The 22,552-nt window shown below is 65.3% G+C and carries 24 protein-coding genes; 13 read left to right on the top strand and 11 right to left on the bottom strand.

Annotated features, from left to right (window positions below; genetic code table 11):
• Window positions 1–33: 33 nt before the first annotated feature.
• Window positions 34–939, bottom strand: coding sequence for an acyltransferase (locus tag ACNO8S_RS00215; protein WP_146417747.1), 906 nt, complete (start codon window positions 937–939; stop codon window positions 34–36).
• A 138-nt stretch (window positions 940–1,077) separates the two neighbouring features.
• On the opposite strand from ACNO8S_RS00215, the gene ACNO8S_RS00210 reads away from it, so the two are divergent.
• Window positions 1,078–2,091, top strand: coding sequence for a CPBP family intramembrane glutamic endopeptidase (locus tag ACNO8S_RS00210; RefSeq protein WP_014039193.1), 1,014 nt, complete (start codon window positions 1,078–1,080; stop codon window positions 2,089–2,091).
• Window positions 2,092–2,115: 24 nt separating this feature from the next.
• Window positions 2,116–3,168 (top strand): aldo/keto reductase, encoded by a 1,053-nt coding sequence (locus ACNO8S_RS00205; protein WP_050007583.1) that lies wholly within the window; start codon window positions 2,116–2,118, stop codon window positions 3,166–3,168.
• A gap of 418 nt (window positions 3,169–3,586) precedes the next feature.
• On the opposite strand, the gene radA is transcribed toward ACNO8S_RS00205, so the two are convergent.
• From radA to htpX, 4 genes are all read right to left on the bottom strand, one after another.
• Window positions 3,587–4,636: a DNA repair and recombination protein RadA gene (gene radA, locus ACNO8S_RS00200; protein WP_014039191.1), complete on the bottom strand. Its 1,050-nt coding sequence runs from the start codon at window positions 4,634–4,636 to the stop codon at window positions 3,587–3,589.
• A gap of 141 nt (window positions 4,637–4,777) precedes the next feature.
• Entirely contained in the window at window positions 4,778–5,236 is a 459-nt protein-coding gene (locus tag ACNO8S_RS00195; protein ID WP_420182299.1) for a hypothetical protein, read from the bottom strand.
• 1 nt (window position 5,237) lies between these two features.
• Window positions 5,238–5,855 carry a PspA-associated protein PspAB gene (gene pspAB, locus ACNO8S_RS00190; protein ID WP_420182298.1) on the bottom strand — a complete coding sequence of 206 codons (618 nt, stop codon included), beginning with the start codon at window positions 5,853–5,855 and terminating at the stop codon, window positions 5,238–5,240.
• A gap of 535 nt (window positions 5,856–6,390) precedes the next feature.
• Window positions 6,391–7,269, bottom strand: coding sequence for a zinc metalloprotease HtpX (gene htpX / locus ACNO8S_RS00185; RefSeq protein WP_008306935.1), 879 nt, complete (start codon window positions 7,267–7,269; stop codon window positions 6,391–6,393).
• Window positions 7,270–7,396: 127 nt separating this feature from the next.
• On the opposite strand from htpX, the gene ACNO8S_RS00180 reads away from it, so the two are divergent.
• The 3 genes from ACNO8S_RS00180 (at window position 7,397) to ACNO8S_RS00170 (ending at window position 10,619) form a co-directional block, all read left to right on the top strand.
• A complete protein-coding gene (locus ACNO8S_RS00180) occupies window positions 7,397–8,290 on the top strand; it encodes an NAD-dependent epimerase/dehydratase family protein (RefSeq protein WP_420182297.1) in 894 nt (297 codons plus the stop codon).
• A 90-nt stretch (window positions 8,291–8,380) separates the two neighbouring features.
• Complete coding sequence (locus ACNO8S_RS00175; protein ID WP_420182296.1) at window positions 8,381–9,526, top strand: 60S ribosomal export protein NMD3; 1,146 nt, start codon at window positions 8,381–8,383, stop codon at window positions 9,524–9,526.
• Complete coding sequence (locus ACNO8S_RS00170) at window positions 9,519–10,619, top strand: class I SAM-dependent methyltransferase (protein WP_420182295.1); 1,101 nt, start codon at window positions 9,519–9,521, stop codon at window positions 10,617–10,619. The genes ACNO8S_RS00175 and ACNO8S_RS00170 overlap by 8 nt, the downstream gene beginning before the upstream one ends.
• Before the next feature lie 184 nt (window positions 10,620–10,803).
• Here the strand turns inward: ACNO8S_RS00170 and ACNO8S_RS00165 are convergent, their stop codons facing one another.
• Window positions 10,804–12,531 carry a helicase C-terminal domain-containing protein gene (locus tag ACNO8S_RS00165; protein ID WP_420182294.1) on the bottom strand — a complete coding sequence of 576 codons (1,728 nt, stop codon included), beginning with the start codon at window positions 12,529–12,531 and terminating at the stop codon, window positions 10,804–10,806.
• 161 nt (window positions 12,532–12,692) lie between these two features.
• Here ACNO8S_RS00165 and ACNO8S_RS00160 point away from each other — a divergent pair, with 161 nt between their 5' ends.
• Window positions 12,693–12,887, top strand: coding sequence for a cold-shock protein (locus ACNO8S_RS00160; protein ID WP_004516469.1), 195 nt, complete (start codon window positions 12,693–12,695; stop codon window positions 12,885–12,887).
• Between the two features lie 56 nt (window positions 12,888–12,943).
• Here ACNO8S_RS00160 and ACNO8S_RS00155 read toward each other — a convergent pair whose 3' ends face one another.
• Genes ACNO8S_RS00155 through ACNO8S_RS00145 form a run of 3 tightly spaced genes read right to left on the bottom strand, consistent with a single transcriptional unit; the run spans window position 12,944 to window position 13,909 of the window.
• Window positions 12,944–13,237 (bottom strand): DUF7521 family protein, encoded by a 294-nt coding sequence (locus ACNO8S_RS00155; protein ID WP_420182293.1) that lies wholly within the window; start codon window positions 13,235–13,237, stop codon window positions 12,944–12,946.
• Window positions 13,234–13,563, bottom strand: coding sequence for a hypothetical protein (locus ACNO8S_RS00150; RefSeq protein WP_050037373.1), 330 nt, complete (start codon window positions 13,561–13,563; stop codon window positions 13,234–13,236). The genes ACNO8S_RS00155 and ACNO8S_RS00150 overlap by 4 nt, the downstream gene beginning before the upstream one ends.
• Window position 13,564: 1 nt before the next feature.
• Window positions 13,565–13,909, bottom strand: a complete 345-nt coding sequence (locus ACNO8S_RS00145) for an ArsR/SmtB family transcription factor (protein ID WP_050007576.1) — start codon at window positions 13,907–13,909, stop codon at window positions 13,565–13,567.
• A 101-nt stretch (window positions 13,910–14,010) separates the two neighbouring features.
• Between ACNO8S_RS00145 and ACNO8S_RS00140 the strand changes: the two genes are divergently transcribed.
• Complete coding sequence (locus ACNO8S_RS00140) at window positions 14,011–14,994, top strand: CPBP family intramembrane glutamic endopeptidase (protein WP_151102771.1); 984 nt, start codon at window positions 14,011–14,013, stop codon at window positions 14,992–14,994.
• A 4-nt stretch (window positions 14,995–14,998) separates the two neighbouring features.
• Here ACNO8S_RS00140 and ACNO8S_RS00135 read toward each other — a convergent pair whose 3' ends face one another.
• Complete coding sequence (locus tag ACNO8S_RS00135) at window positions 14,999–15,202, bottom strand: DUF7561 family protein (protein ID WP_008306949.1); 204 nt, start codon at window positions 15,200–15,202, stop codon at window positions 14,999–15,001.
• 110 nt (window positions 15,203–15,312) lie between these two features.
• Here ACNO8S_RS00135 and ACNO8S_RS00130 point away from each other — a divergent pair, with 110 nt between their 5' ends.
• From ACNO8S_RS00130 to ACNO8S_RS00120, 3 genes are read left to right on the top strand one after another with little or no spacing between them, the layout of a single operon-like run.
• Window positions 15,313–16,299 (top strand): SDR family oxidoreductase, encoded by a 987-nt coding sequence (locus tag ACNO8S_RS00130; protein WP_044951575.1) that lies wholly within the window; start codon window positions 15,313–15,315, stop codon window positions 16,297–16,299.
• A 54-nt stretch (window positions 16,300–16,353) separates the two neighbouring features.
• Window positions 16,354–17,292 carry an NAD(P)H-binding protein gene (locus ACNO8S_RS00125; RefSeq protein ID WP_050037372.1) on the top strand — a complete coding sequence of 313 codons (939 nt, stop codon included), beginning with the start codon at window positions 16,354–16,356 and terminating at the stop codon, window positions 17,290–17,292.
• Window positions 17,289–18,023, top strand: coding sequence for a DUF7530 family protein (locus ACNO8S_RS00120; protein WP_014039177.1), 735 nt, complete (start codon window positions 17,289–17,291; stop codon window positions 18,021–18,023). Before ACNO8S_RS00125 ends, ACNO8S_RS00120 begins: the two co-directional genes overlap by 4 nt.
• On the opposite strand, the gene ACNO8S_RS00115 is transcribed toward ACNO8S_RS00120, so the two are convergent.
• Complete coding sequence (locus tag ACNO8S_RS00115; protein WP_004516474.1) at window positions 18,010–18,183, bottom strand: DUF5786 family protein; 174 nt, start codon at window positions 18,181–18,183, stop codon at window positions 18,010–18,012. The two genes, ACNO8S_RS00120 and ACNO8S_RS00115, sit on opposite strands and share 14 nt — an antisense overlap.
• Window positions 18,184–18,337: 154 nt before the next feature.
• Between ACNO8S_RS00115 and ACNO8S_RS00110 the strand changes: the two genes are divergently transcribed.
• From ACNO8S_RS00110 to thsA, 3 genes are all read left to right on the top strand, one after another.
• Entirely contained in the window at window positions 18,338–19,312 is a 975-nt protein-coding gene (locus ACNO8S_RS00110) for a DUF5784 family protein (RefSeq protein ID WP_050037371.1), read from the top strand.
• A 154-nt stretch (window positions 19,313–19,466) separates the two neighbouring features.
• Window positions 19,467–20,462 (top strand): ATP-binding protein, encoded by a 996-nt coding sequence (locus ACNO8S_RS00105; RefSeq protein ID WP_044951571.1) that lies wholly within the window; start codon window positions 19,467–19,469, stop codon window positions 20,460–20,462.
• Window positions 20,463–20,608: 146 nt separating this feature from the next.
• Window positions 20,609–22,291: a thermosome subunit alpha gene (gene thsA / locus ACNO8S_RS00100; protein ID WP_008306969.1), complete on the top strand. Its 1,683-nt coding sequence runs from the start codon at window positions 20,609–20,611 to the stop codon at window positions 22,289–22,291.
• Window positions 22,292–22,552 lie beyond the last annotated feature (261 nt).

The following is a 22,552-nucleotide window of genomic DNA, read 5'->3' as shown; positions in this document are numbered from 1 at the left end:
GCGGCAAAAGGACTGCCGGCGTGGCCGCACCGGCTACTGGCGGTCCGGCGGCGAGAGGTCCCGCTGGAACTCGTCGAACTGCTCCAGATTATCGGGCAGGGTAACGGACAGTTGCCGTTCGGCACGGCGGTCGACGTTCGCCCCTTCAATGGGCTCTGCGACGGACTCCCAGCCGTCCTTGACTGTCAGCGACTTCGCCGGTGTGCCGGCAGCGACGTGATGGGCGGGGATATCTTTGCCGGCGATGGACTTCGCCGCGAGAATAGCGTTTTCGCCGACCTTCACACCGGCCCGGACCATCGAGTCGTAGGTCAGGCGCACGTCGTCTTCGATGATGGTGTGGTAGTTGTCGACGTGGGTCTGGTCGACGGCGTCGTGGTCGTGGCTGTAGACGTGGGTATCGTCGGAGATAGAGACGCGGTCGCCGATTGTGAGTTTCCCGCGGTCGTCCAGGTGGACGTCGTCGTGGACCACGACGTTGTCACCAACCTCGATGTTGTGGCCGTAGGTGAACGTGATGCCCTTGAAGAAGCGACAGCCCTCGCCACAGGAGTCAAAGAGGTGGTCGGCGAGCATCCGCCGGAACCGGAGCGCGAACTCGACGTTGTCCGCCATCGGCGTCGCGTCGAACTGCCGCCAGAGCCACTGGAGGTGTTTCGAGCGTTTGAACCGCTCCTCGTCTTTCTCGGCGTAGTACTCGCTTTCGAGGGTCGTGTTACAGGGGTCATACCCCTGAAGCCGGACCCGCTCGGCCGGGGAGATATCCGCGCCGTCCTGCCAGCGCTCGTAGGCGTCCCGGTCGCCGTGGAGGTCGACCAACACGTCAGTGACAACATCGCAGGTGTCCTCGTCACCGGAAAGGCGCTCGTCGACCTCGTCGATGAACGCCCTGAGCCCCTCTTCAGCGAGCGGTGGCAGCGACACGTGACGCTTCGTCATGTCGAGTACGTGGCTTCGCGGGCAGATAGGGGTTTCCGTTACCTGAAACCTACCCAGTAACACCCGTGTCACGACACCATATACCACGGAATTCGGCGAGCAAGCCACAGTTAAGACGCCGCCGTTCCAGACGACGACATGGTCAGGTCGGATTTCATCATGGAGATACGGCGCTACATCGTCAATCCCTCCGAGCGCCGGCTGCGAGCGCCGTGGCGGGTCACACTGTGGGTGTTTCTCGCCGGATTCGGCCTCGTTCTGCTCTCAGGAGTGGTCGCAGTGGTGTCGTCCGTGGTGGGCGTGACGCCAGCGGTCGCAGTTGCGCGCCAGATTGCGCTCTTTGCGGCCGGAACCACCGTCGCTGTCGTACTCGGCTATCTGCTGGACCGACGGACGCTCTCTGACTACGGGTTAGGGTTCGACCGACAGTGGTGGCGCGACGCTGCGTTCGGCCTCGCGCTCGGGGCGGGGCTTCCCACGCTCGTCCTGCTTGTCGAGCTAGGCGCAGGGTTCGTGGAAGTCAGCGTCATCTTCGCTACCGTCGACAGCGGGCCGCTCCCACTGACCGCGTTCGGACCGCCGGTCGCTGTCCTCCTCTTGGGAGCGTTCTTCATCGTCCAGGCGACTGCAGAGGAAGTGCTCGTCCGTGGCTACCTGTTGACGAATGCGGCCGAGGGGCTCGCTGGCTGGGTCGGGAAGCGCCGCGCGGTCATCGCCGCGACGGCGCTGACCGGCGCGCTATTCGGCGTTCTCCACTGGACGAACCCCAGCGCGTCGCTGCTCAGCGTGACCAACATCACCCTCTACGGCCTCCTGCTCGGTGCGTGTTACGTCCTGACCGGGCGACTCGGGGTCGCCAGCGGCTTCCACGTCGCCTGGAACTACACGCTGGCACTGCTTGGCTTCCCCGTGAGCGGCCTCCGCATGGGTGTCTCCCTGCTCTCAACCGATGCGACCGGCCCGACGCTGGTGACCGGCGGCAACTTTGGCCCCGAAGGCGGCCTCATCGCGCTCCCGCTGCTTGGCGTCGGCGGAGCCGCGCTATACTGGTGGGTCCACCGCGAGTACGGCACGGTCGAACTGCTCGATGCTATCGCCACCCCCGAGCTCCGGATTCGGACGCGGTCCGACACCGCAAACCAAGACGGCTAAGTGGACAGCGCCGCTACAACGGGTATGGAATACGCGACACTCGGAAACTCCGGCGTCGAGGTCTCGGAAGTCGGATTCGGTGCCTGGGTCGTCGGCACGGACTGGTGGGGCGACCGCACCCGCGACGATGCTATCGACATGGTCCAGCACGCACTCGCGGAGGACGTGACGTTTTTCGACACCGGCGACGTGTACGGCCACGGCGACAGCGAGGAGATCATCGGCGAGGCGCTGGCGGAACACCGCGACGAGGTCACCGTCTCGACGAAGATCGGCTACGACTTCTACAACAACCCCCAGGCCGGCCACGGCGAACTCCCGAAGAAGGTCACACCTGAGTGGGTTCACACCGCCGTCGACCGCTCGCTCGACCGCCTCGGCATGGACCACGTCGAACTTCTGATGCTCCACAACGCCAACGTCGACGAGGTCGACGAGGACGTGCTGGAGGCGCTGGACGAACTCCGCGAGGAAGGGAAAGTCGAGGCCATCGGCTGGGCGCTCGGCCCCTCTATTGGCTGGCTCGCCGAGGGCGACGCTGCGGTCGCAAACGAATTCGACGCGCTCCAGACCGTCTTCAACCTCTTCGAGCAGACTCCCGGCCAGCATTTCATCGACACTATCCGCGAGCAGAACGCCGATACGTCGGTACTCGCTCGTGTCCCGCACTCCTCGGGGCTGCTGAACGAGCAGGTGACCCCCGAGACGGAACTCGGCAAGGGCGACCATCGCTCGCACCGGCCGAGCGAGTGGTACGAGACCGGCTGGGAGAAAGTCGAGGAAATCCGGTTCCTAGAACGTGACGGAGCACGGACGATGGGCCAGGCGGCCATCCAGTGGCTCCTCTACAACGACGAGGTGGCGTCGGTCACTCCGACGTTCCGGACGAACGCCGACATCGACGAGTGGGCCGGCGCGCCCGATACGCCGCCGCTCAGCGACGAGGAGTACGACCGCGTGCAGGAACTGTACCGGGACAACTTCGGTATCGACCGCGACGACGGGATGGACGCCCTGCGCTCGTCGGTCGGCGGTGCGGACCTCGAAGAGACCGGTATGAAGTCTGCTGGGGACTGACGAGGCGTTCTAGCGCCGACGCAGAGACAGACGGGCGACTGATTTGACGCTGCGCACCTGATTTTCGCATCGTCCGACCACCGAGGAGTAGGCACTGATATCTCCAGTCGACAGTTTACCCCCGACGAACATCGACGACCAGACAGCCGTCTGTCGGTTCCCGGTTGCTACCCCTCCGTTTCGACAGGAGATGTACTGCCGTCTTGCGATTGGGGTGGCGAAGTTTCACATTCACCACGGTGCGTCTGACAGTCGCAAGACGCCAGACGGGGGTCGGTTCGACATGAAACGAAGGGGTTCGGGCCGCGGGAGCAGTCCACACACCAGTCCGGATGAAAACTGTCGCAGGTGTCAAAGGCCGCTGGAGAAAACGGTCTGCAGTCGATCGAGTCGGCGAGCCGTGACTGCCGGATCCGGACTACTCGTTCAGCAGGCCGTCCTCTTCGACGCGCATGACACCCTCGCCGTCCGGGAGGTTCGGCGCGTCGACGAGTTTGACGATGCGCTTGTTCCCCTTGGACTTCCGGAGGTACATCCGGAACGTGGAGGTGTGGCCGAGGATGTTGCCACCGATGGGCTGAGTCGGGTCGCCGAAGAAGGAGTCGGGGTTGGAGGCGACCTGGTTCGTGACGACGACGGCGGTGTTGTTGAGGTCGCCGACCCGCATCAGGTCGTGGAGGTGCTTGTTGAGCTTCTGCTGACGGTCGGCGAGTTCGCCACGCCCGACGTACTCGGCGCGGAAGTGGGCGGTCAGCGAGTCGACGGCGAGCAGGCGGACGGGGAACTCCTCGTCCTGGCTCTCGCTTGCGATTTCCTGGGCCTTCTCGGCCAGGAGAATCTGGTGGTTGGAGTTGAACGCCTTCGCGACGTGGATCTTCTCCAGCACGGAGGCGACGAGGTCATCGAGCAGGTCCTCATCGGTCGGGTCTGCGTCGTCCCCCTCCTCAACGATGCCGTGGAGGACCATCGTGTCTGCCAGTACCTCGTCGGCGAGGCCCTTGACCATCTGTTCGATACGCTCCGGTCGGAACGTGTCCTCGGAGTCGACGAAGATGGCGCTGCCTTCCAGTCCGCCGTGTTCGGCCGGTAACTGGACGTTGACCGAGAGCTGGTGGGTTACCTGGGACTTGCCGGCCCCGAACTCGCCGTACACCTCGGTGATGGACTGGGTCTCGACGCCGCCGCCGAGCAGGTCGTCGACCTCGTCGACACCCCACGAGAGCTTCCCGATCTGCTCGCGGCGTTCGAGCACCGTCGACCCGGTTTCGAAGCCGCCGATGTCGGCCGCTTCGCGTGCGGCCTGGATGATGTCTGCCGCCGACGACTCGCCGATGTCGGCTGTGTTCGACAGTTCACCGGGGGAGGCGACCGCAATCCCCTGGTAGGAGTCGTAGCCGTTGTCTTCGAGTTTCTCTGCTGTCGCCGGACCGACACCCGGCAGTTCTTCGAGGTCCTCACTTGCGGACATGGACGTGCCTTGTGCGTCCGGGGGTATAAAGCCTCGTTAACACCAGAGTGAAAGTGAAAGTGTGGGACGGCAGCGGGACGCTTCGAGATGGTATCGGGAGTTTTAGATGGGAAGGAGGGTCGGTGGGCGGTGGAAACGGATTCAGGCCGGACCCGCTCGAACGAGATAGACGAGCAACAGCGTCCCCAGCAGAACGAGTACAGTCAGCACCGTCTCGGACACCGGCAGTATCCCTTCGCCGAACGTGCCGACGAGGAGGAGCGTAATCGCAGTCGTGCCGGAAATCGGCCTGGAGCGGATTGAGCGCCAAAACAGCCAGAGCGACCACCGGAGGCCGGCAAGCTGTGAGAGAATGTGTGTGGCAAGTGAGCGACTTGCGTCCGGGTTCTCGGCGAGCTCGAACGTGTCGAGTTCCTCGCAAGCGACTGTCACTATCTCGCCGGTGTGGACCCGACGGCCGGCCGCGTCGCCGACCACCAGTAGCGTCACAGCGTCTTCGTCCGTACCGACGACGCGGTAGACACCGGCGGGAACGCGGCCGTCGCGGCCGGCCTCGGTCGGCCGGACGTGGTCACCGACAGCGACGCTGCCGTCGGCCATGTCACTCCCAGGGGTGGTAGCCGGGGCGATCCGGCCACAGCGGATACCAGTACTCCTTGTCGTCCTCGACGGTGATTTCGTCGCTGAGGTTACTGTCCAGTTTGAACTCTGCGGAGGTGTTGCGCTCGTGGCTGTCGTGTGGGTCCGGCGCGAACGGGTAGTACGCGCCCCGGCGGAAGGAGTACACCCAGTAGACGGTCTGGTCGTCGCGCGTGTGCTCGAACGCGAACAGCGCTGCGAGCAGGCGCGACCCGTAGCGCCGCTCGACGAGCGTGTCCGCGGCGAAGTGGATCGACGTGAGCAGGTCCTCGAAGTCGTCGTCGTGCAACACGACCCACTGGTAGCCGTGGTCGTCGGTCTCGAAGGTCGCCCGCGTGCCCGTCTCGACCATCCCGGCGTCGAGAATAGATTCGACCTCGTCGACGGCGTCCTGGAAGTCCGTGCTGTCGACGTCGGCGAAACACAGTGCCGCCTCGCCGGTCGGCTCGTACCCCAGGTCGGCCTCCATCGTGACGTAGGCGGTGCTCATCCCGAACAGGTCGTCGGGGTCGGCGTCGCGTGTCGCGTCTGCCTCGGCTTTCACCCCGAGGACGCTCTTGAGTCCGTCGAGCAATCCCATATGTGTGCCTCTATGGGCCGGAGCCCAAGGTGGTTTGCGTCTCGACTAGTTGCTGTGGTTGCGTACGAAGACAGGGACAACTGTTCTAACAGCCAGAAAGCCCCGAGTCGCTGGGCTACTGCGACTCGCTGCGCTCTCTGCTCACGGCGCTCTGCGCCGTTCGCATGGTCCGAGGGACCTGTGGTCCCTCGCTACTCACTACGTTGCGGTGCTTACGTCGCCTCGTACGCCCAGCGACTCGCCCCTTTCAGTCCCACCCGTTTCGGCTGCTCAATCAGCCACAGGAGGGACTGAAAGGGGCGGCTGGCTGAACGACGGCGGACGACGTAAGCACTGGAACGAACGGAGTGAGTGAAGCGCGCAGCGAGTTCGTCCGAGAGAGCGAAGCTCTCTCGTGATGACGAAAGACGCGTAGCGTCTTTCGAACCACCCCCGAGTTCAGACAGCCGGGGCTTTCTGGCTCTGTATAGCTGTCACGGTGAGAATCCACACTATCGCGTAGACGACTGCCGGCAAATCAGATAATAAACAGACGTTACCGACTTTCGAGTTCGCGTTCGAGGTCTTGCAGGCGGTCGATACGTTTCTCCGTCGACGGGTGGGTACTGGCCAGGCGGCCGATCCAGCCGACGTCGATGGGGATGATGAAGAAGGCGTTCATCTCCGCCTGGTCGCGCATGTCCTCCTTCGGAACTTTGTCCATTTGGCCGTCGATCTTCATCAGCGCGTTGGCGAGGGCGGCGGGCTTGCCGGTAATCATCGCGCCGCCGCGGTCGGCGGCGTACTCGCGGTAGCGGCTGAGCGTCCGGATCAGGAGGAACGAGATGACCCAGACGACCAGCGAGATGAGGATGGCGACGATGACCGGTACCTGCTGCCCGCCGCGCTCCCGGCCGCCGCTGAACAGCCAGCCCCAGCGGACGATGAGGAAGGCGATGGTCGAGAGGAACGACGCGATGGTCATCACCATCACGTCACGGTTCTTGATGTGGGCCAGCTCGTGGGCCAGCACGCCCTCCAGTTCGTCCTGATCGAGCGTGTCCATGATGCCCGTCGTCACGCAGACGGCCGAACTGTCTTTCGACCGGCCGGTGGCGAAGGCGTTGGGCACCCGAGAGTCGGCGACGGCGACCTTCGGCTTCGGGAGGTCGGCCTGCTGAGCCAGGCGGTCGACAGTCCGGTGGAGTTCGGGGTACTCTTCCGGTTCGACCGTCCGGGCTCCCATCGAATACAAGGCGAGCTTGTCGCTGAAGAAGAACTGCGCACCGAGGAACAGTCCCATGACGACCACGATAAGCGCGAGGTTCTCGAAAGCCACAACGAGCACTCCGAGGAAGACGATGTACAGCGCGAACAGCAGGAACATCGTCAGGGCCATTCGGCCGCGGAGCCCCCAGTCTGTTTGCCACTCCATGCCCAGTGATAGACGGTCGACACTCTAAAACCTCGCTATCGTGGGAAAGTGCCACACGTCGGGGCCAGAGGACCGTCAGCGGGGCAACTGTCCACACACATTTACTCTCAGGGCAACAACCGGATGCATGAGCGACACAGTCGTCGTCACTGGCGGGCGCGGGCGCTCCGGGCGTTGGATTTGCGACCACCTCGCCGGCGAGTATCGCGTCGTCTGCGTGGACCTGGACCACCCCGGATGGGAGATTCAGACGCGGGAGCACATTGATTTCAAGGCTGCCGACGTGACTGAAGGGGTGGAGGTCCGTGATTTGTTCAGCGAAATCGACCCGGACGCTGTGGTCCACTGGGCCGCGTTGCCAGCGCCGGAGCGCCACGCGGGCTCGCGGGTGTTCGACACCAACGTTTCGGCGACGTACAACGTCATCGACGCGGCGGGTCGGGCCGGCGCGGACGTCGTCTGGGCGTCCTCCGAGAGCGCCTACGGACTGGCCTTCGCCGAGGAGACGCCGCTCCCGGCGTATCTCCCGATAGACGAGGCACATCCGACTGCGCCGGAGGACCCGTACGGCACGTCGAAGGTCGCCGGCGAAGAGGTGGCGAAGATGGTCGCCCGGCGCGACGGCGTTGACGTGGCGTCGATACGGCCGTCGTGGATTCAGTACCCCGGCGAGTACAACTGCCGGGACGTGGCCACGGGGGACCTCGCCGGCGGCACCGGTAACTGCTGGTCGTATGTCGATGTGCGCGACGTGGCGACAGCGGTCGCGGCGGCGCTCGGTGCCGACATCGGCGGTCACGAAGCGTTCAACGTCGCCGCCGCCGAGAACTACGTCGGCCGGCCGACGGCTGAACTCGTCGAAGAGCAGTGGAATGAGCGTCCCGCGGAGTGTGAACTGGACGACGACCAGTCGGCGCTCTCGACGGCGAAAGCGCAGGGCATGCTGGACTGGGAGCCGGAATACGACTGGCGTGAGGCCGTCGACGCCGACGTCCCAGCGCCGACGCTCACGGGTGAGTGACCGCTTGGGAGCAGTGCTGGACCTGCCGACGGCGTCCTGACGCGGCGGCGGAACACACGGCTTAAACAGTTCAGTACAGTAAGGCCGGTAATGAGCCGGTCGGGAGAGTTCTGTCCACGCTGCGGTGACGAAATACCGGAGGGCACCGACGAGCGCCCGGAGTTAGCGGGTGCCGGCGGTCAGCGTAACTCCGAGCACGTCCTCTGTGACGCCTGCTACTTCGAGGAGTTCGACCTGGTGGACGCCCCCGACACCATCCAGGTTCGGGTCTGTTCGCGGTGTGGCGCGGTCCACAAGGGGAACCGCTGGGTCGACATCGGCGCGGAGGACTACACCGACATCGCCGTCGAGCAGGTCAGCGAGGCGCTCGGTATCCACGTCGACGCCCAGTCGGTCGCCTGGCAGGTCGCCCCCGAGCAACTCGACAAGAACAACATCCGGATGCACGCGGAGTTCTCCGGCGTCATCCGCGGGACGCCGGTCACCGAGGAGGTCACCGTCCCCGTCCGCATCTCCCGGCAGACCTGCAAGCGCTGCGGGAAGATCGCCGGCGGGTCATTCGCCAGCATCGTTCAGGTGCGGGCCGACGGGCGCGACCCGACCGACGACGAGCGCGAGCGGGCCGAAGAAATCGCAGAAGAGTACATCGCCGCCCGTGAAGCGACCGGCGACCGCAACGCCTTCATCACCGAGACGAAGTCCGTCGACAACGGGCTGGACATGAAGATCTCGACGAACCAGATGGGGCTTGGCATCGCCAAGCGCATCACCGCCCAGCTCGGCGGGTCGTACTCCGATTCGCGGCGTCTCATCTCCGAAGACGAGGACGGCCAGGAGCTGTACCGGATGACCTACGCCGTCCGCCTGCCACGGTACCGCCAGGGCGAGGTCATCGACCCGGAGGACGGCGACGGGCCGGTGCTGGTCCGTTCGGTGCAGGGGAACCTCAAGGGCGTCCGCCTGACGACGGGCGAAGACTACGAGGCCAGTTTCGAAGAGGGCGAAACGCCCGACGCCCGCCGCCTGGGGTTCCGCGAGGACGCCCAGACGACCACTCTCGTCGCCGTCGAAGACGACAACGCCGCCCAGGTGTTAGACCCCGAGACCTTCGAGAGCAAGACCGTCCCGCGGCCCGACTACCTCGACACCGACGCCGACGAAGTGCCGGTGCTGAAGAGCCACGCCGGGTTGCACATTCTCCCGGCCGAGGGAGACAACACGGATACCGATGAGTGAGGACGGAGCCAGACGCGAGTCGAGCGAGACGGACGACCAGCAGCTAGCCGCTGTCGTCGCCAAGCCTCGCTCGCAAGTCGCTATCGAATCTTTGCGGGCCGAGGGCGTCTACGACGATACCAGAAGCATCACCGAGTGGACCGCGGACAGCGTCGCCGTTCCGGTAACTGCCCCGCCACAGGAGACGCAGTTCCGGGAGGTCGTCCGGCAGGTCGGCGAGCGTCGCCTCCGAACGCTCGATGACCACCTCCGGGAGCGCAGCTGGAGCGACGAGGAGATCGCTGCCGCGCCGAGTTCCTGGGCCGTCCTCGGCTCCGTCGTGCTGGTCGACATCGGCGACAGCCCTCGGCCGGCGGAAGTCGGCGAGGCGCTGTTGGCGCTCCACGGCGAGGCCGAAACGGTGCTGGCCCGCCACGGCATCTCCGGCGAGCACCGCGAACCCAGCGTCGAAGTCATCGCCGGCGACGGCGACACTGAGACGGTCCACACCGAACACGGCACGCGCTACGCGATGGACCTCGCCGAGGTTATGTTCTCGCCCGGCAACAAGGCCGAGCGGGCGCGGATGGGCGACATCGTCGCGGCAGACGAGCGGGTGCTGGACATGTTCGCCGGCATCGGCTACTTCACGCTCCCGATGGCCCGTGCCGGCGCGCAGGTCACCGCCGTCGAGCGCAATCCCACGGCGTTTCGCTTTCTGGTCGAGAACGTCATGCTGAACGATGTGGACGAGCGGGTCCACCCCTACCGGGCCGACTGCCGGGATGTCGTTCCGGGCTTCGCCGAGGAGGCACGCGCCGACCGAATCGTGATGGGATACTACGAGGCCTCCGCGCCGCGCGCGGAGGACAGTCGGGCTCCGCCCGACGCTTCCCACGAGTACCTCGACAGCGCGCTCGACGCGCTCACGCCCGGCGGCGTCCTCCACATGCACGAGGCCACGCCGGACGCGCTCGTGTTCGACCGTCCCATCGAGCGACTGGAGGCGGCCGCCACCGAGGCCGGCCGGGACGTCGAGATTCTGGATACCCAACGCGTCAAGGAGTACAGCGAGGGCGTCGCCCACGTTGTCGTCGACGCTCGGGTGCAGTAGGGCGTCTTTACGCACGCAATCCAGACAAGTGAGAACAGGTAGCATGCCCCGGGCAGACGGTCGTAACGCCTAATTAGGCGAGTAGTCAAGGGAACGGCATGGACAGACAGCAGATTATCGCCATCATTCTCGTCGGTCTGATGGTCGGGTCGTCGGTGGTCTACGGGTTAGCCTTCGCCTTCTTCTAGTCCCACACGTCCGACAGCGGGTGGTTGCCGTCCCCGGACCGCGAGCGCGAGCGGTCGTGCCGGCGTTTGGTCCCCGAACTGAGCGCAGAAAGCGCCTGGTCCGGTGCGAACCGTGGCAGGTCGGGCGCTGAGAGGCGGTCGACCTGCGCACGGAACCAGTCGGGCATATCGTGCTCGGCGCGCTCAAACAGGTCCAGGAGCGACGTGTCCGCGAGGTAGGTCGCGCCATAGTCGTCGGGCGCGCGGACGACGCGGCCACAGGCCTGGATGACCGTCCGCAGTGCCGTCCGGTAGTACCAGCCCCACTGGTCGTCTTCGAGCCGTCGGGCGACGCGGGAGTCGCGGGTGTTTGGATAGGGAGCCTTGCACAGCACCTGCCAGCGACAGAGATCGCCCTCCAAGTCGAGGGCCTCCTCCATCTTCACCGAGAGGAACACGTCGGGGTTGTCGCTGCGCTTCCAGGCGGACAGCGCCCCGTCTCGGCCGTCTTTATCGTGGGTGCGGACGCGAGCGCCGACGCCGAAGTCGTCGAGGAGGTCCTTCAGTTGCTCCTGAATAGCGTAGGAATGGCAGTGAATGAGTCCCTTCTCGTCCGTGTGCTGTGCCATGATGCGAACGACGGTCCGGGCGATGTCGGGCAGCGTGTCGTCGCGGTGCTCGTAGGTCATCTTCCCCTGGGCCACGTCGTACAGCGGCCGGTTCTCGACGGGGAAGGTGTGGCCGACCTCGACGAGCGCGACGTTACTGGGATCCAGACCGACGTTCGCACAGAACGCCTCCTTGTTGAGGATGGTCGCCGACAGCAGAGCGAAGCGGTTGCCGCGGTCCCAGACGGTGTGTTTGAGGTACCGCTCGGGGTTCATCGGCTTGATCGTCACCGGGGCGTTCTCGCCGTCGGCCTGGTCGACGACCCAGGTGGTCGCGCTCTCGGTGTCGGTGTAGTCCTCGCGGAACCACCCGAGGTCCTGTCGGAGCGTGTTCAGCGAGTCACGTTCGGCCACCTCGTCGCCGGTGAGTTCCGCCTTGTTCCGCAGTTCCTTCACCCGGCGCTCGGCGAGGTGTTCGACCCGTTCAGTGAAGGAGACGGCCTCGTCCAGGCCGTCGATGTCCGGCACGTCGATGTCGTTCCACATCGGGATGGACTGCGGCGAGAGGTCGATGGTGGCGTACATCTCCGCCCACTCGCCCAGGCCGTGGGCCTCGTCGATGACGACCACGTCGCGCTTGCCGAACACGTCGCTGCCGGCGGTCTGCATGAAATAGGCCAGTGTCATCGCGGCGATGCGGCGGTTCGAGGCGATGGCGCGGTCCGAGAAGTACGGACAGCGGTGTTTGACCTGGCAGTCGAACTTCCGTTCGCGCACGCACGGGGCCTGGTTCACCGGCGTGTCCGTCTCGCCGGGGAGGATGCAGTCGTAGTTGTTCTTCCCGCGGATGACACAGAGGTCCTCGAGCAGAGCGTCCTCGGCCACGTCGTCCAGCTGGGAGACCTGCGGTGTGGTGTAGTAGGCGTCGATGACCTGTTCCGGGGCGGCCTCACCCGCGGTCCGGGCACAGCCGGCGATAGCCCGAGCGAGCAGGGACTTCCCGCTCCCAGTCGGCGCGCGAACGAGGACCACGTCCTTGCCGCTCTCAAAGGCCGCACGGATGTCAGCGAGGGCCTGCTTCTGGTTGCCCCGGTAGGACGGGGCCGGGAACTCGTCGGTAATCCGCGCGGGGTACACGCGAGAAAGCAACGGACGAGGCGGCCTAAACCTTTCTTGTCGTTGGATGAGCGTCGGCGGCTAGCCGAGATGACGGGGGTGGGTCGTGTTCACAGGCACACGGTCGTGGTACTGATACTCTCGGAACTCTTATACATATACCCCCTGTACGTATATTTGCAATGGCAAACGGTAAGGTTGATTTCTTCAACGACACAGGCGGTTACGGTTTCATCTCGACTGAGGACGCGGACGATGACGTTTTCTTCCACATGGAAGACGTTGGCGGCCCTGACCTCGAAGAAGGCGAGGAGATCGAATTCGACATCGAACAGGCCGACAAGGGCCCCCGCGCGACGAACGTCGTCCGCAACTAAGGCAGATTTCCGGTCGCCTTTGGGCGACCACATCTGACACTTGTTCTTATCTGAAGTCACTCGACGAACAGCGCGTACAGCACGGCACAGAGCCCTGCGACGGTCACGAGACCCCTGACGAGCAACACAATGCCAGCCCCAGCGCCCGCCCAGACAGCGATGGTGGCAGTGGCGTAGACGCCGGCGGTCAGCGACCCGATTCCGACGGCGAGCCACCGCATCTTCGGCGCGTCGTTGCGCCGGTAGCCCCGGTAGGCCAGCGACGCGACGAACAGTCCGACGACGGCCGTCAGGGCTCGCGAGAGTTCCGCGACGGCGTCCGGCGCGAGCAGGTCGAGCGGGACCGTCACGACGACTCACCCCCGTAGACGGTCCACAGGATCGTTCCGAGCCCGAGTAGTTCGCAGGCGCTCACGAGGAGCGAGCGCCCGACGACACCGACGCCGGTGGCCGTGGGGAGCGCGATGCGGAGGATCTCCGGTACAGTCGTGAGCAGGAGAAGCCCGACGGCGAGCGTCAGCATGCCCGTCCGACCCGGCCCGCGACGATAGCCGCGGACGAGGACGACGGCGATGGCGGCCGAGAGCAAGACGGAGAGTATCGACAGCGCGACGACGGCCAGCGCAATTTCCGGATCGGTCCCACCCGTGCGTATCTGCAGTAGCGTCGCGAACATCTCAGGACAGCCCCTCGAACAGGTCGGTGAATCGGTCCGCCGGGTCCGACGAGGACCGCGTGACAGCCACGTCGTACGACCCGTCGGCGAACGTGACGGTCACGTCCTCGACGGTCGCGACATAGCGCTTGTAGTGGTGTCCGTCGGGGTCGACGGCCTGCCGTTCGGCGACGAGGTCGGCGGCTTCCAGTCGGTCGAGGCGGCGGTACGCCGTCGGGTCGGACATCTCGCAGGCCGTACAGAGTTCGGAGACGGACATCGGTCCGGTGGTGAGTTCGGCGATGATGGCCCGCGCGTACTCGTCTTCGAGCAGCGCGAGCAGTTCATCGTCGCCGACCGCGTCCATGCTCGCTGAAAGCGAGCGAGACGCAATAAAATCGGTCCACTGGCTTCCGAATCAGAAGCAGTGCCCGCGGTGATACGTCGGTCCCGGCCGGTCGTCCGGACATGCCACCGAAGTCACCGGAGCAAAGAGACAGCCGGACGACCCCGAGCGTCGTCGAGCGGACTGTCTCTCGCCTCGTCTGGCCGATCTGGAACAGCGCGGACGGCAGGCTCAGAGCGCCACTGCGTGCGGTTCTCCCGGCGGTACTGTCGTTTCTCGCCCTCGCGGCGCTACAGAGCGTCGTTCGGGCCCGATTCACGCACCCCATCCGAGAACCGCTCGAAGCGGCCGGGATCGGAGCGGTCCTCGTCGCCACGGTGTTCGTCAGCGCGCGGGTCCTCGACCGCCGACCTGTCGGCGAGTACGGCCTGTCGCTCGACCGTCACTGGTGGCGGTCATTCGCCGTCGGCGGTGCGATAGCGACCGTGATCAATGCCGGCGCGCTCGCCGTCGCAGTCGGCGTGGGCTGGGCCACTGTCGTCGGCGTCGCGGAGGGAGCCGGCGATCTCCCGTTCCTGCCGGCGATGGCCGTCGTCTTCACCTACGTCGCCCTCGCGTCGGCGTGGGAGGAGATCGTCTTCCGCGGGGCGATGCTGAAGAACCTCGCCGAAGGGGCCGACGGGCCCGTCCCGCGGTGGGCCGCGGTCGGCGTGGCGGTGCTCGCGAGTTCGCTCGTCTTCGCCTTCCTGCACGGCGGGAAGGTCGACCACCCGAGCCAGTACGGCTATTACCTGCTCGCCGGACTGGTCCTGAGCGGCGCGTACGTCCTCACCGGCGACCTCGCCCTCCCGATCGGCTTTCACGCCTGGTACAATTTCACCCAGAGCGCGGTGTTCGGTCTCGGCCACTCACAACGGACGCCCGAGCTGATCGCAGTCGATATCGTCGGCCCCGCACGCTGGGTGGGCGAAGAAGGGATCGTCTACTCGGTCTTCGTGGTCGTCGGCGGCCTCCTGCTACTGACGTTTCTCCGCTGGCGCGACGGCCGTCTTAGAATCGACGAGCGCGTGACGCGGTGGACGCCCGGATTCGAACGGGAGACGTGACGACTTAGAGGGCGGCCACGTCCGCCGCCGTCACCTCGCGGTCGTCGGGAAGCTGGTCGATGCAGTCGTAACAGAGGAAATGCTCGGTGTCGTCGCCGAGTTCGAGGACGATGCCCTCGGTCGGTCTGGACTCCTGCGACCAGATGTTGGCGATACCGCCGGCTATCGAAACGTTCGTATCGCACCCGTCGCAGGCTCTAGATGCCATTAGCGAGTTTTTATGCGCTGTATACACTTCAAGGTAGCTGGCCCCTTCGAACAGTTCAGTACAGTTAACTCTCGACATACTTTTGTCGTCCGATGGCCACCGTCCAGATAATGCAAATACTGGTCACAGGGGGTGCCGGGTTCATCGGCGGCCACCTGGCACAGCGGTTCGCCGCCGACAGCCACGATGTGGTCGTATTGGACAACCGCGACCCGTTCTACGATCTGGATATCAAGCAACACAACATCGAAGCTGGACAGGCGGCCGCCCGGAACAGCGACGGGAGCTACGAGTTCATCGAGGGCGACGTGCGTGACGCGGAGCTAGTGACGGACCTCGTCGCCGACGCCGACTACGTCTACCACCAGGCCGCCCAGGCCGGCGTCCGCCCGAGCGTCCAGAACCCCCGCAAATACGACGAGGTCAACGTCGACGGCACGCTGAACCTCCTCGACGCCTGCCGCGACGAGGGCATCGAGCGGTTCGTGATGGCGTCCTCCTCCTCCGTTTATGGCAAGCCAGAGTACCTGCCCTACGACGAGCAACACCCCACGACGCCCGTCTCACCCTACGGTGCGTCGAAGCTCGCCGCCGAGCGCTACGCCTGCGCCTACAGCGAGGTGTACGACCTGCCCGCCGTCGCGTTGCGATATTTCACCGTCTACGGCCCGCGGATGCGCCCGAACATGGCCATCTCGAATTTCGTCTCCCGGTGTCACAACGGCGAGCCGCCGGTCATCTACGGCGACGGCACGCAGACGCGCGATTTCACTTACATCGAAGACGTCATCGACGCAAACATGACGCTGCTTCACGAGGACGCCGCCGACGGCAAGGCCGTGAACATCGGCTCGACGGACAACATCGAGATCAAGACGCTCGCGACGGAGATCCGGGACCAGATCGACCCGGATCTCGACCTGGTCTACGAGGAACGCCACGACGCCGACGCCGAACACACCCACGCCGCGACCGACCGCGCCGAGGAACTGCTCGGCTACGACCCGGACCACACCATCCGGGAGGGCGTCGCGAAGTTCATCGACTGGTACCGCGACAACCGCGACTGGTACGAGCCGCTCGTTCGACAGTCCTGACGGGCGACACGAACAGGCCACGGTTTTAACCCCGTCCCGTCCTGCAGGAAGGGTATGCACGTCCTCGTGACCGGTGCGACGGGGTTCGTCGGGGGCCACCTCGCCCCGGCGCTCCTCGCGGCCGGCCACAGCGTCCGCGCGCTCGTTCGCGACCCGAGCGAGTACGCCCCGCCCGACGGCGTCGACGTGGCGACAGGCGACCTGCTCGACGCGGGCAGTTTCGACGCCGCCCTCGCCGGAATCGACGTCGCGTACTACCTCATCCATTCGATGCGTGCCGGGACCGACTACGCCGAGCGGGACCGGCGCGCTGCGCGGAACTTCCGTCGGGCGGCCGACGCGGCCGGCGTCGACCGAGTCGTCTACCTCGGCGGCCTCGGCGAGGACGACGAGACGCTGTCCGAGCACCTCCGGTCGCGCCGCGAAGTCGAGTTCCTCCTCAAGGAGGGCGAGTACGACCTGACGACGTTCCGGGCGGCCATCATCATCGGCGCGGGCTCAGCGAGCTTTCGGATGATACGCGAACTGACGACGCGGCTACCAGTGCTGGTGACGCCGCGTTGGGTGCGCACGGACTGCCACCCAATCGCTATCGACGACGTCATCGCGTACCTGGTCGACGTGCTCGACACGCCGGAGACGGCCGGCGAGACCTACGAGATTGGCGGCCCGGAGGTGTTGACCTACGCGGAGATACTGCGGCGGACAGGGCGAATCATGGGCACGGGCGAGCCGAAAATCGTGCCGATACCGGTGCTGACGCCGAAGCTGTCTGCGTACTGGGTCGGTCTACTGACCGACGTGCCATCGAGCGTCGCCCGGCCGCTCATCCACGGGCTGAAGACGCCAGTGGTCGCGGACACCGAGGCCGCTCAGGCACAGTTCGCCGTCGACCTGACGCCGTTCGCGGACGCGGTCAGGCTGGCCCTCAGTGAACCGCGGAGTCGCGAAACGGCGCAGGCGGCCGCGGCCACGGGTGGTGCAGGCAGATGAGCGGGGATAGCGCCCGTCCGGAATACGGCGAAACGTGGGTGTACGAGAGCATCATCGGCGCGCTGCCGGGGATTCGGCTACCGACGTGGGCAGCGATGGCGATACAGCTCCTCATCTTCGAGGTCGCCATCGTCGCTCTGTCGTGGTACTACGAGGTCTGGAGCGCCGCAATCGCCGGAACGGTCGTCGTGTTCGTCGCCACCATCGGAAGCGCCGAGATGCTCCGAATCAGCACGCTTATCCGCCGTATCGACGTTCCACCGACCTACCGCGCGCTGCTGTTCGCCTCGAACGTCGAGGTCGTGCTGTCCGTCCTCGCGTACGTGGCGTTGCTCACCCACCTGTTCGTCTTCGACCCGCAGGTCAGCTCGACGCCACTTCTGGGCCAACTGTTCGGGTCGGAGCCGCCGGTACTGGTGGTGTATCTGACCCTACTCATCCTCTGGGACGTGAGCTACCGTATCGGTACGGGCTGGTGGGCCAGCGTCACGGGTCTGTGGCGATCAGCGCGCTACCGGTTCGACCCCGAGACGGCGCGGGTGTTCATCCGGGCCGACCTGGAGATCTGGGGCTTTGGCGTCCTCCAGCTCGTGCTCGTTCCGTTCGTGCTTGACCAGCCGGTACTGCTCGCGGCGCTGGTCGGCCATGTGATAGCCGTCACAGCCGTGACGGCCGCCTCTGTCGGGCTATTGCGCTACCGGTCGAGAACGGCCGCCGTCAGTCAGAGTTGATCTGCTTGAACTGGTCGAGCAGCTCTTCTGTCGACTCGTCACCGTCGTAGTCAACACTCCCGTGGTACGTGCTCCGGTCGTCGTCTTCCGACAGGTCGACCTCGCTGTTCTTGCGTTCACGGCGTTCGTGTTCGTCGTCGTCGTACGCTCCCATCGACATAGGTTACCACGGTGAAACTTGGCTGGTAGTGACTATCAATGTAACGGTGGTCCCAGAAACCGTACCACACGACCTACAGAGTGTGCGAGCAGTCCGAACCGGGGTGTCTCGATAGGGCGGAACGCCCAAGACCACTGACCGTCTACACGGCCCTGTGGCTGGTCCCTTACGTCTGCGACGGTCGAACGAGCGATGGAGCGAGAAGCGGGTCCGGACAGACCTGCTGACACCGCTGCAGAACACCTTCGGTGCGACGATGAACGGTCCGTGGTTCGCCCCGCCGGAGGGGTGGGCCGCGCGCCGACTGGAGATGGACAACGGCGATCTGGCGCTGTTTTGCTGGAACGGCCAGCGCGCGTACTGGGTCGGGAACACCGAGACCCCGGAGACGCTGTGGCGAACGGAGAAGTACACGTTCGACGAGGTGCCCGACGAGATTAGCGAGTGGGTCCAGCGTGAGCTGTTCGCCCAGTTAGAGGTGGAGGACCCGTGGCTCACCGAGTACGAGACGCTGGCGCACTTCTTCCTGCCCGTGTTTCTCTCGAAGGACGGCCGGGAGTCGACACGGACGTTCTTCCGGGACCACGCCAGCGGCTTCCCGGACGCCGACCGGGCGGACGGGCTGGCGTTTTACGACGACTTCCTCGCGACTGGCGAACTCGACGACTACCGCTACACGATGGCGAGCAAACTCGGGACCAGCGAGGGCTTTGACCTCTCGCGGATGCGAGCGACGATGGGCGAGTTCAACGTCGCCAAACTGCTCGTCGACGCGGGCAACGACATCAGACCCGAGGTCGAACTGAACTCGGGCCACTCCGTCGATTTCCGAGTCGAGGACACGCTCGTGGAGGTCACCCGCCCACGGCCGCCGTCCCGACGGCAGGTCAACACCGGTATCGCCGCGGTCAAAGCATCGGGTGACGCGAAGACTCGCGACCAGCTAGCGGCCCACCCCGGAGCCGTCCTCGTCGTCGACTGCAGTTCCTTCCCGGACGACGACTGGCGGCGGGTCTACGGCGAACAGCCCGATGTCGGCTACTCGCCGACCATCGTCTTCCGCGCCCGGCCGGACGGCAGCATGGAAGGGTACGCCTACGGCTCGGTTCCGTTCCCGCTCCCGTTGTAGTCAGTTCGCAACTGACGGTAGGTCGCGTTATCTTCCCCGAAATTCGGGGCGTAACATATAACGCGCCGGACGGGCAACACTGAGAGAGATAGCCGTGGTGGACGACACAGAGCAATCGGGGACCAGCGGCGCGGGTCAGTCGGTTTCCGAGGTAATGGACCGGCTCGAATCGCTCCGGTCCGAGGAAGAAGAACGTTCCGAGAGCGCCACCGCCGGCGTGTTACTGGACCAGTTGCAGGAGGTCGAACAGCGACTATTGGCCTTCGGCGAGGCGCTGGGCGGGACCGCCGATACCGTGACAGACCTCCCGTTTACCGAGGAAGCCGGGCTGGACCACATGCCCGAGCCGCTGTACGTCCGCCACGACACCGAGATGCTGAATCAGGTCACGTCCTGGCTCCTGCAGGACCAGCACATCGGATTAGTGAGTCCCTACGGCACCGGAAAGACGGCCTTCCGGGAAATCGTCCTGCGTGACCTTTCGAAACACGAGGGCTTTGTCATCACGCATCTGGACAATCCACGCGAGACGACGCCGCGAAAACTGTACCAGACGGTGCTAACCGCCGCCTACGCCGCGGGCTACTCCATCGACCAGCGCAACTACTCGCAGGTCCGAGACGGGATTCCGTGGGCGACCGCTGAAGCGAAAGACGCCGTCCACGAAATCGTCCGTCGCGTACGCGAGGACGGCAAGACGCTTCTGCTGGTCGTCGACGAAATCGAGGTGCTGGAGGCGGACCTGCTGTCGCCGCTGCAGGTGGCCGGCGACGCCGGCGTCCGGCTGTTCCTCACCGGAACACCGGAGGGGAAGCGGCGGGTGGCGGAGATCCGGGGAACGCTCGACTCACGGCTTCGCTACTACGAGGGCATCGACCCGTTCTCGCCGGACGACGTGGCCGAGTACGCCGCTCGCTCGCTGGCGTACTTCCGGGGCGACCCCTACGAGGGGCAGGCCCCGGACCTGTTTACGCGGGCCGCAATCGAGGACATCCACGAGCGGACCGAGGGCAACCCCCGTGAGGTCCGCATCGAGTGTCGCGAACTGTTCACCAGAGCGGCGTTTGTCTGGTACCGAACCGGCCAGGACATCTCTCGCATCCAGATTACCCCCGAACTGCGCCACCGGCGGTTCGGAATGGGCCGCTGAGCGCCCCTGAAAGGGTATATAAACCACCTACGTGATACGGTATCACACCGACGAGTGTGGCATGTAGTCGGGCGATACAGCGTCCGGCACCACAGCTTTTATATAGAATCACATTCAATCATCGTTTGACTATGGCTCAACAGCAGATGGGCAACCAGCCCATGATTGTACTTTCCGAGGAGTCCCAGCGGACATCCGGAAAGGACGCGCAGTCGATGAACATCACGGCCGGGACGGCCGTCGCCGAGGCCGTTCGGACGACACTGGGTCCGAAGGGCATGGACAAGATGCTCGTCGACAACTCGGGCTCAGTCGTCGTCACGAACGACGGCGTCACCATCCTCGACGAGATGGACATCGAGCACCCCGCCGCCAACATGATCGTTGAGGTCGCCCAGACCCAGGAAGACGAAGTGGGCGACGGCACGACCACGGCGGTCGTCATGGCCGGCGAACTCCTCTCGAAGGCCGAGGAACTCCTCGACCAGGACATCCACGCCAGCATCCTGGCTCAGGGGTACCGCCAGGCCGCAGAGAAGGCCAAGGAGATTCTCGAGGACAACGCCATCGACGTCGACGCCGACGACACGGAGACCCTCGAAAAGGTCGCCGCGACGGCGATGACCGGCAAGGGCGCGGAGTCCTCCAAGGACATCCTCGCCGAACTCGTCGTTCGCGCCGCACAGTCCGTCGTCGACGACGACGGCAGCGTCGACACAGACAACATCCAGATCGAAACCGTCGTCGGCGGCGCAACCGATGAGTCCGAACTCGTCGAAGGCGTCATCGTCGACAAGGAACGCGTCCACGACAACATGCCGTTCGCCGTCGAGGACGCCGACGTGGCCCTGCTCGACACGGCCATCGAGGTTCCGGAAACGGAACTCGACACCGAAGTCAACGTCACTGACCCCGACCAGCTCCAGCAGTTCCTCGACCAGGAAGAAGAGCAGCTCAAGGAGATGGTCGATCAGCTCAAAGAAGCCGGTGCTGACGTCGTCTTCTGCCAGAAGGGCATCGACGACATGGCCCAGCACTACCTCGCTCAGGAAGGCATTCTGGCCGTGCGCCGCGCCAAGAAGTCCGACATCGAAGCGCTCTCGCGCTCGACCGGCGCGCGCATCATCTCGAACATCGACGACATCGAAGCCGACGACCTCGGCTTCGCCGGCTCCGTCGCCCAGAAGGACATCGCCGGCGACGAGCGCATCTTCGTCGAGGACGTCGAGGACGCCCGCGCTGTCACGATGATCCTCCGCGGCGGCACCGAACACGTCGTCGACGAAGTCGAGCGCGCCATCGAGGACTCGCTCGGCGTCGTCGCCGCTACGCTGGAGGACGGCAAGGTCCTGCCCGGCGGCGGTGCCCCCGAGACGCAGCTCGCCCTCGGTCTCCGAGACCACGCCGACTCCGTCGGTGGCCGCGAGCAGCTCGCCGTCGAGGCCTTCGCCGATGCCATCGACGTCATCCCGCGCACTCTCGCGGAGAACGCCGGTCTCGACCCGATCGACTCGCTGGTCGACCTCCGAAGCAAGCACGACGGTGGCGCAGTCACCTCCGGGCTTGACGCGTACACGGGTGAGGTCGTCGACATGGAAGAGGACGGCGTCGTCGAGCCCCTCCGTGTCAAGACCCAGGCCGTCGAAAGCGCAACCGAAGCAGCCGTCATGATCCTCCGCATCGACGACGTCATCGCTGCTGGCGACCTCAAGGGTGGCCAGGGCGACGACGACGAGGACGAAGGCGGACCCGGCGGCCCAGGCGGCGCGCCCGGCGGAATGGGCGGCGGCATGGGCGGCATGGGCGGCGGTATGGGCGGCATGATGTAAGCCACCTTTTTGCGCAGGGGCCTCGGGCGCTTCGCGCCCTCAACCCCCGCGCAAAAACGTGGGCGAAAAAGGCGGAATCGCCGCAAAGCGGCGATTCCGAGAACCGCGGCCTTCGGCCGCGGATGCCTGCCTCGCCCGTCGACCTCGTGAAGAATCGGTGCGATTCTCTATTTTTGTTTTCAGTATAGGTGGATAACGACGCTATGACGATAGCGTAGCCGCGGTGAACGCCGTCTCGCCCCTAAGAATCCTACTATCACG

Source organism: Haloarcula sp. KBTZ06 (assembly GCF_048595605.1).
GTDB classification, from domain to species: Archaea; Halobacteriota; Halobacteria; order Halobacteriales; family Haloarculaceae; genus Haloarcula; species Haloarcula hispanica.
This window is presented reverse-complemented; position numbering and strand designations above follow the sequence as displayed.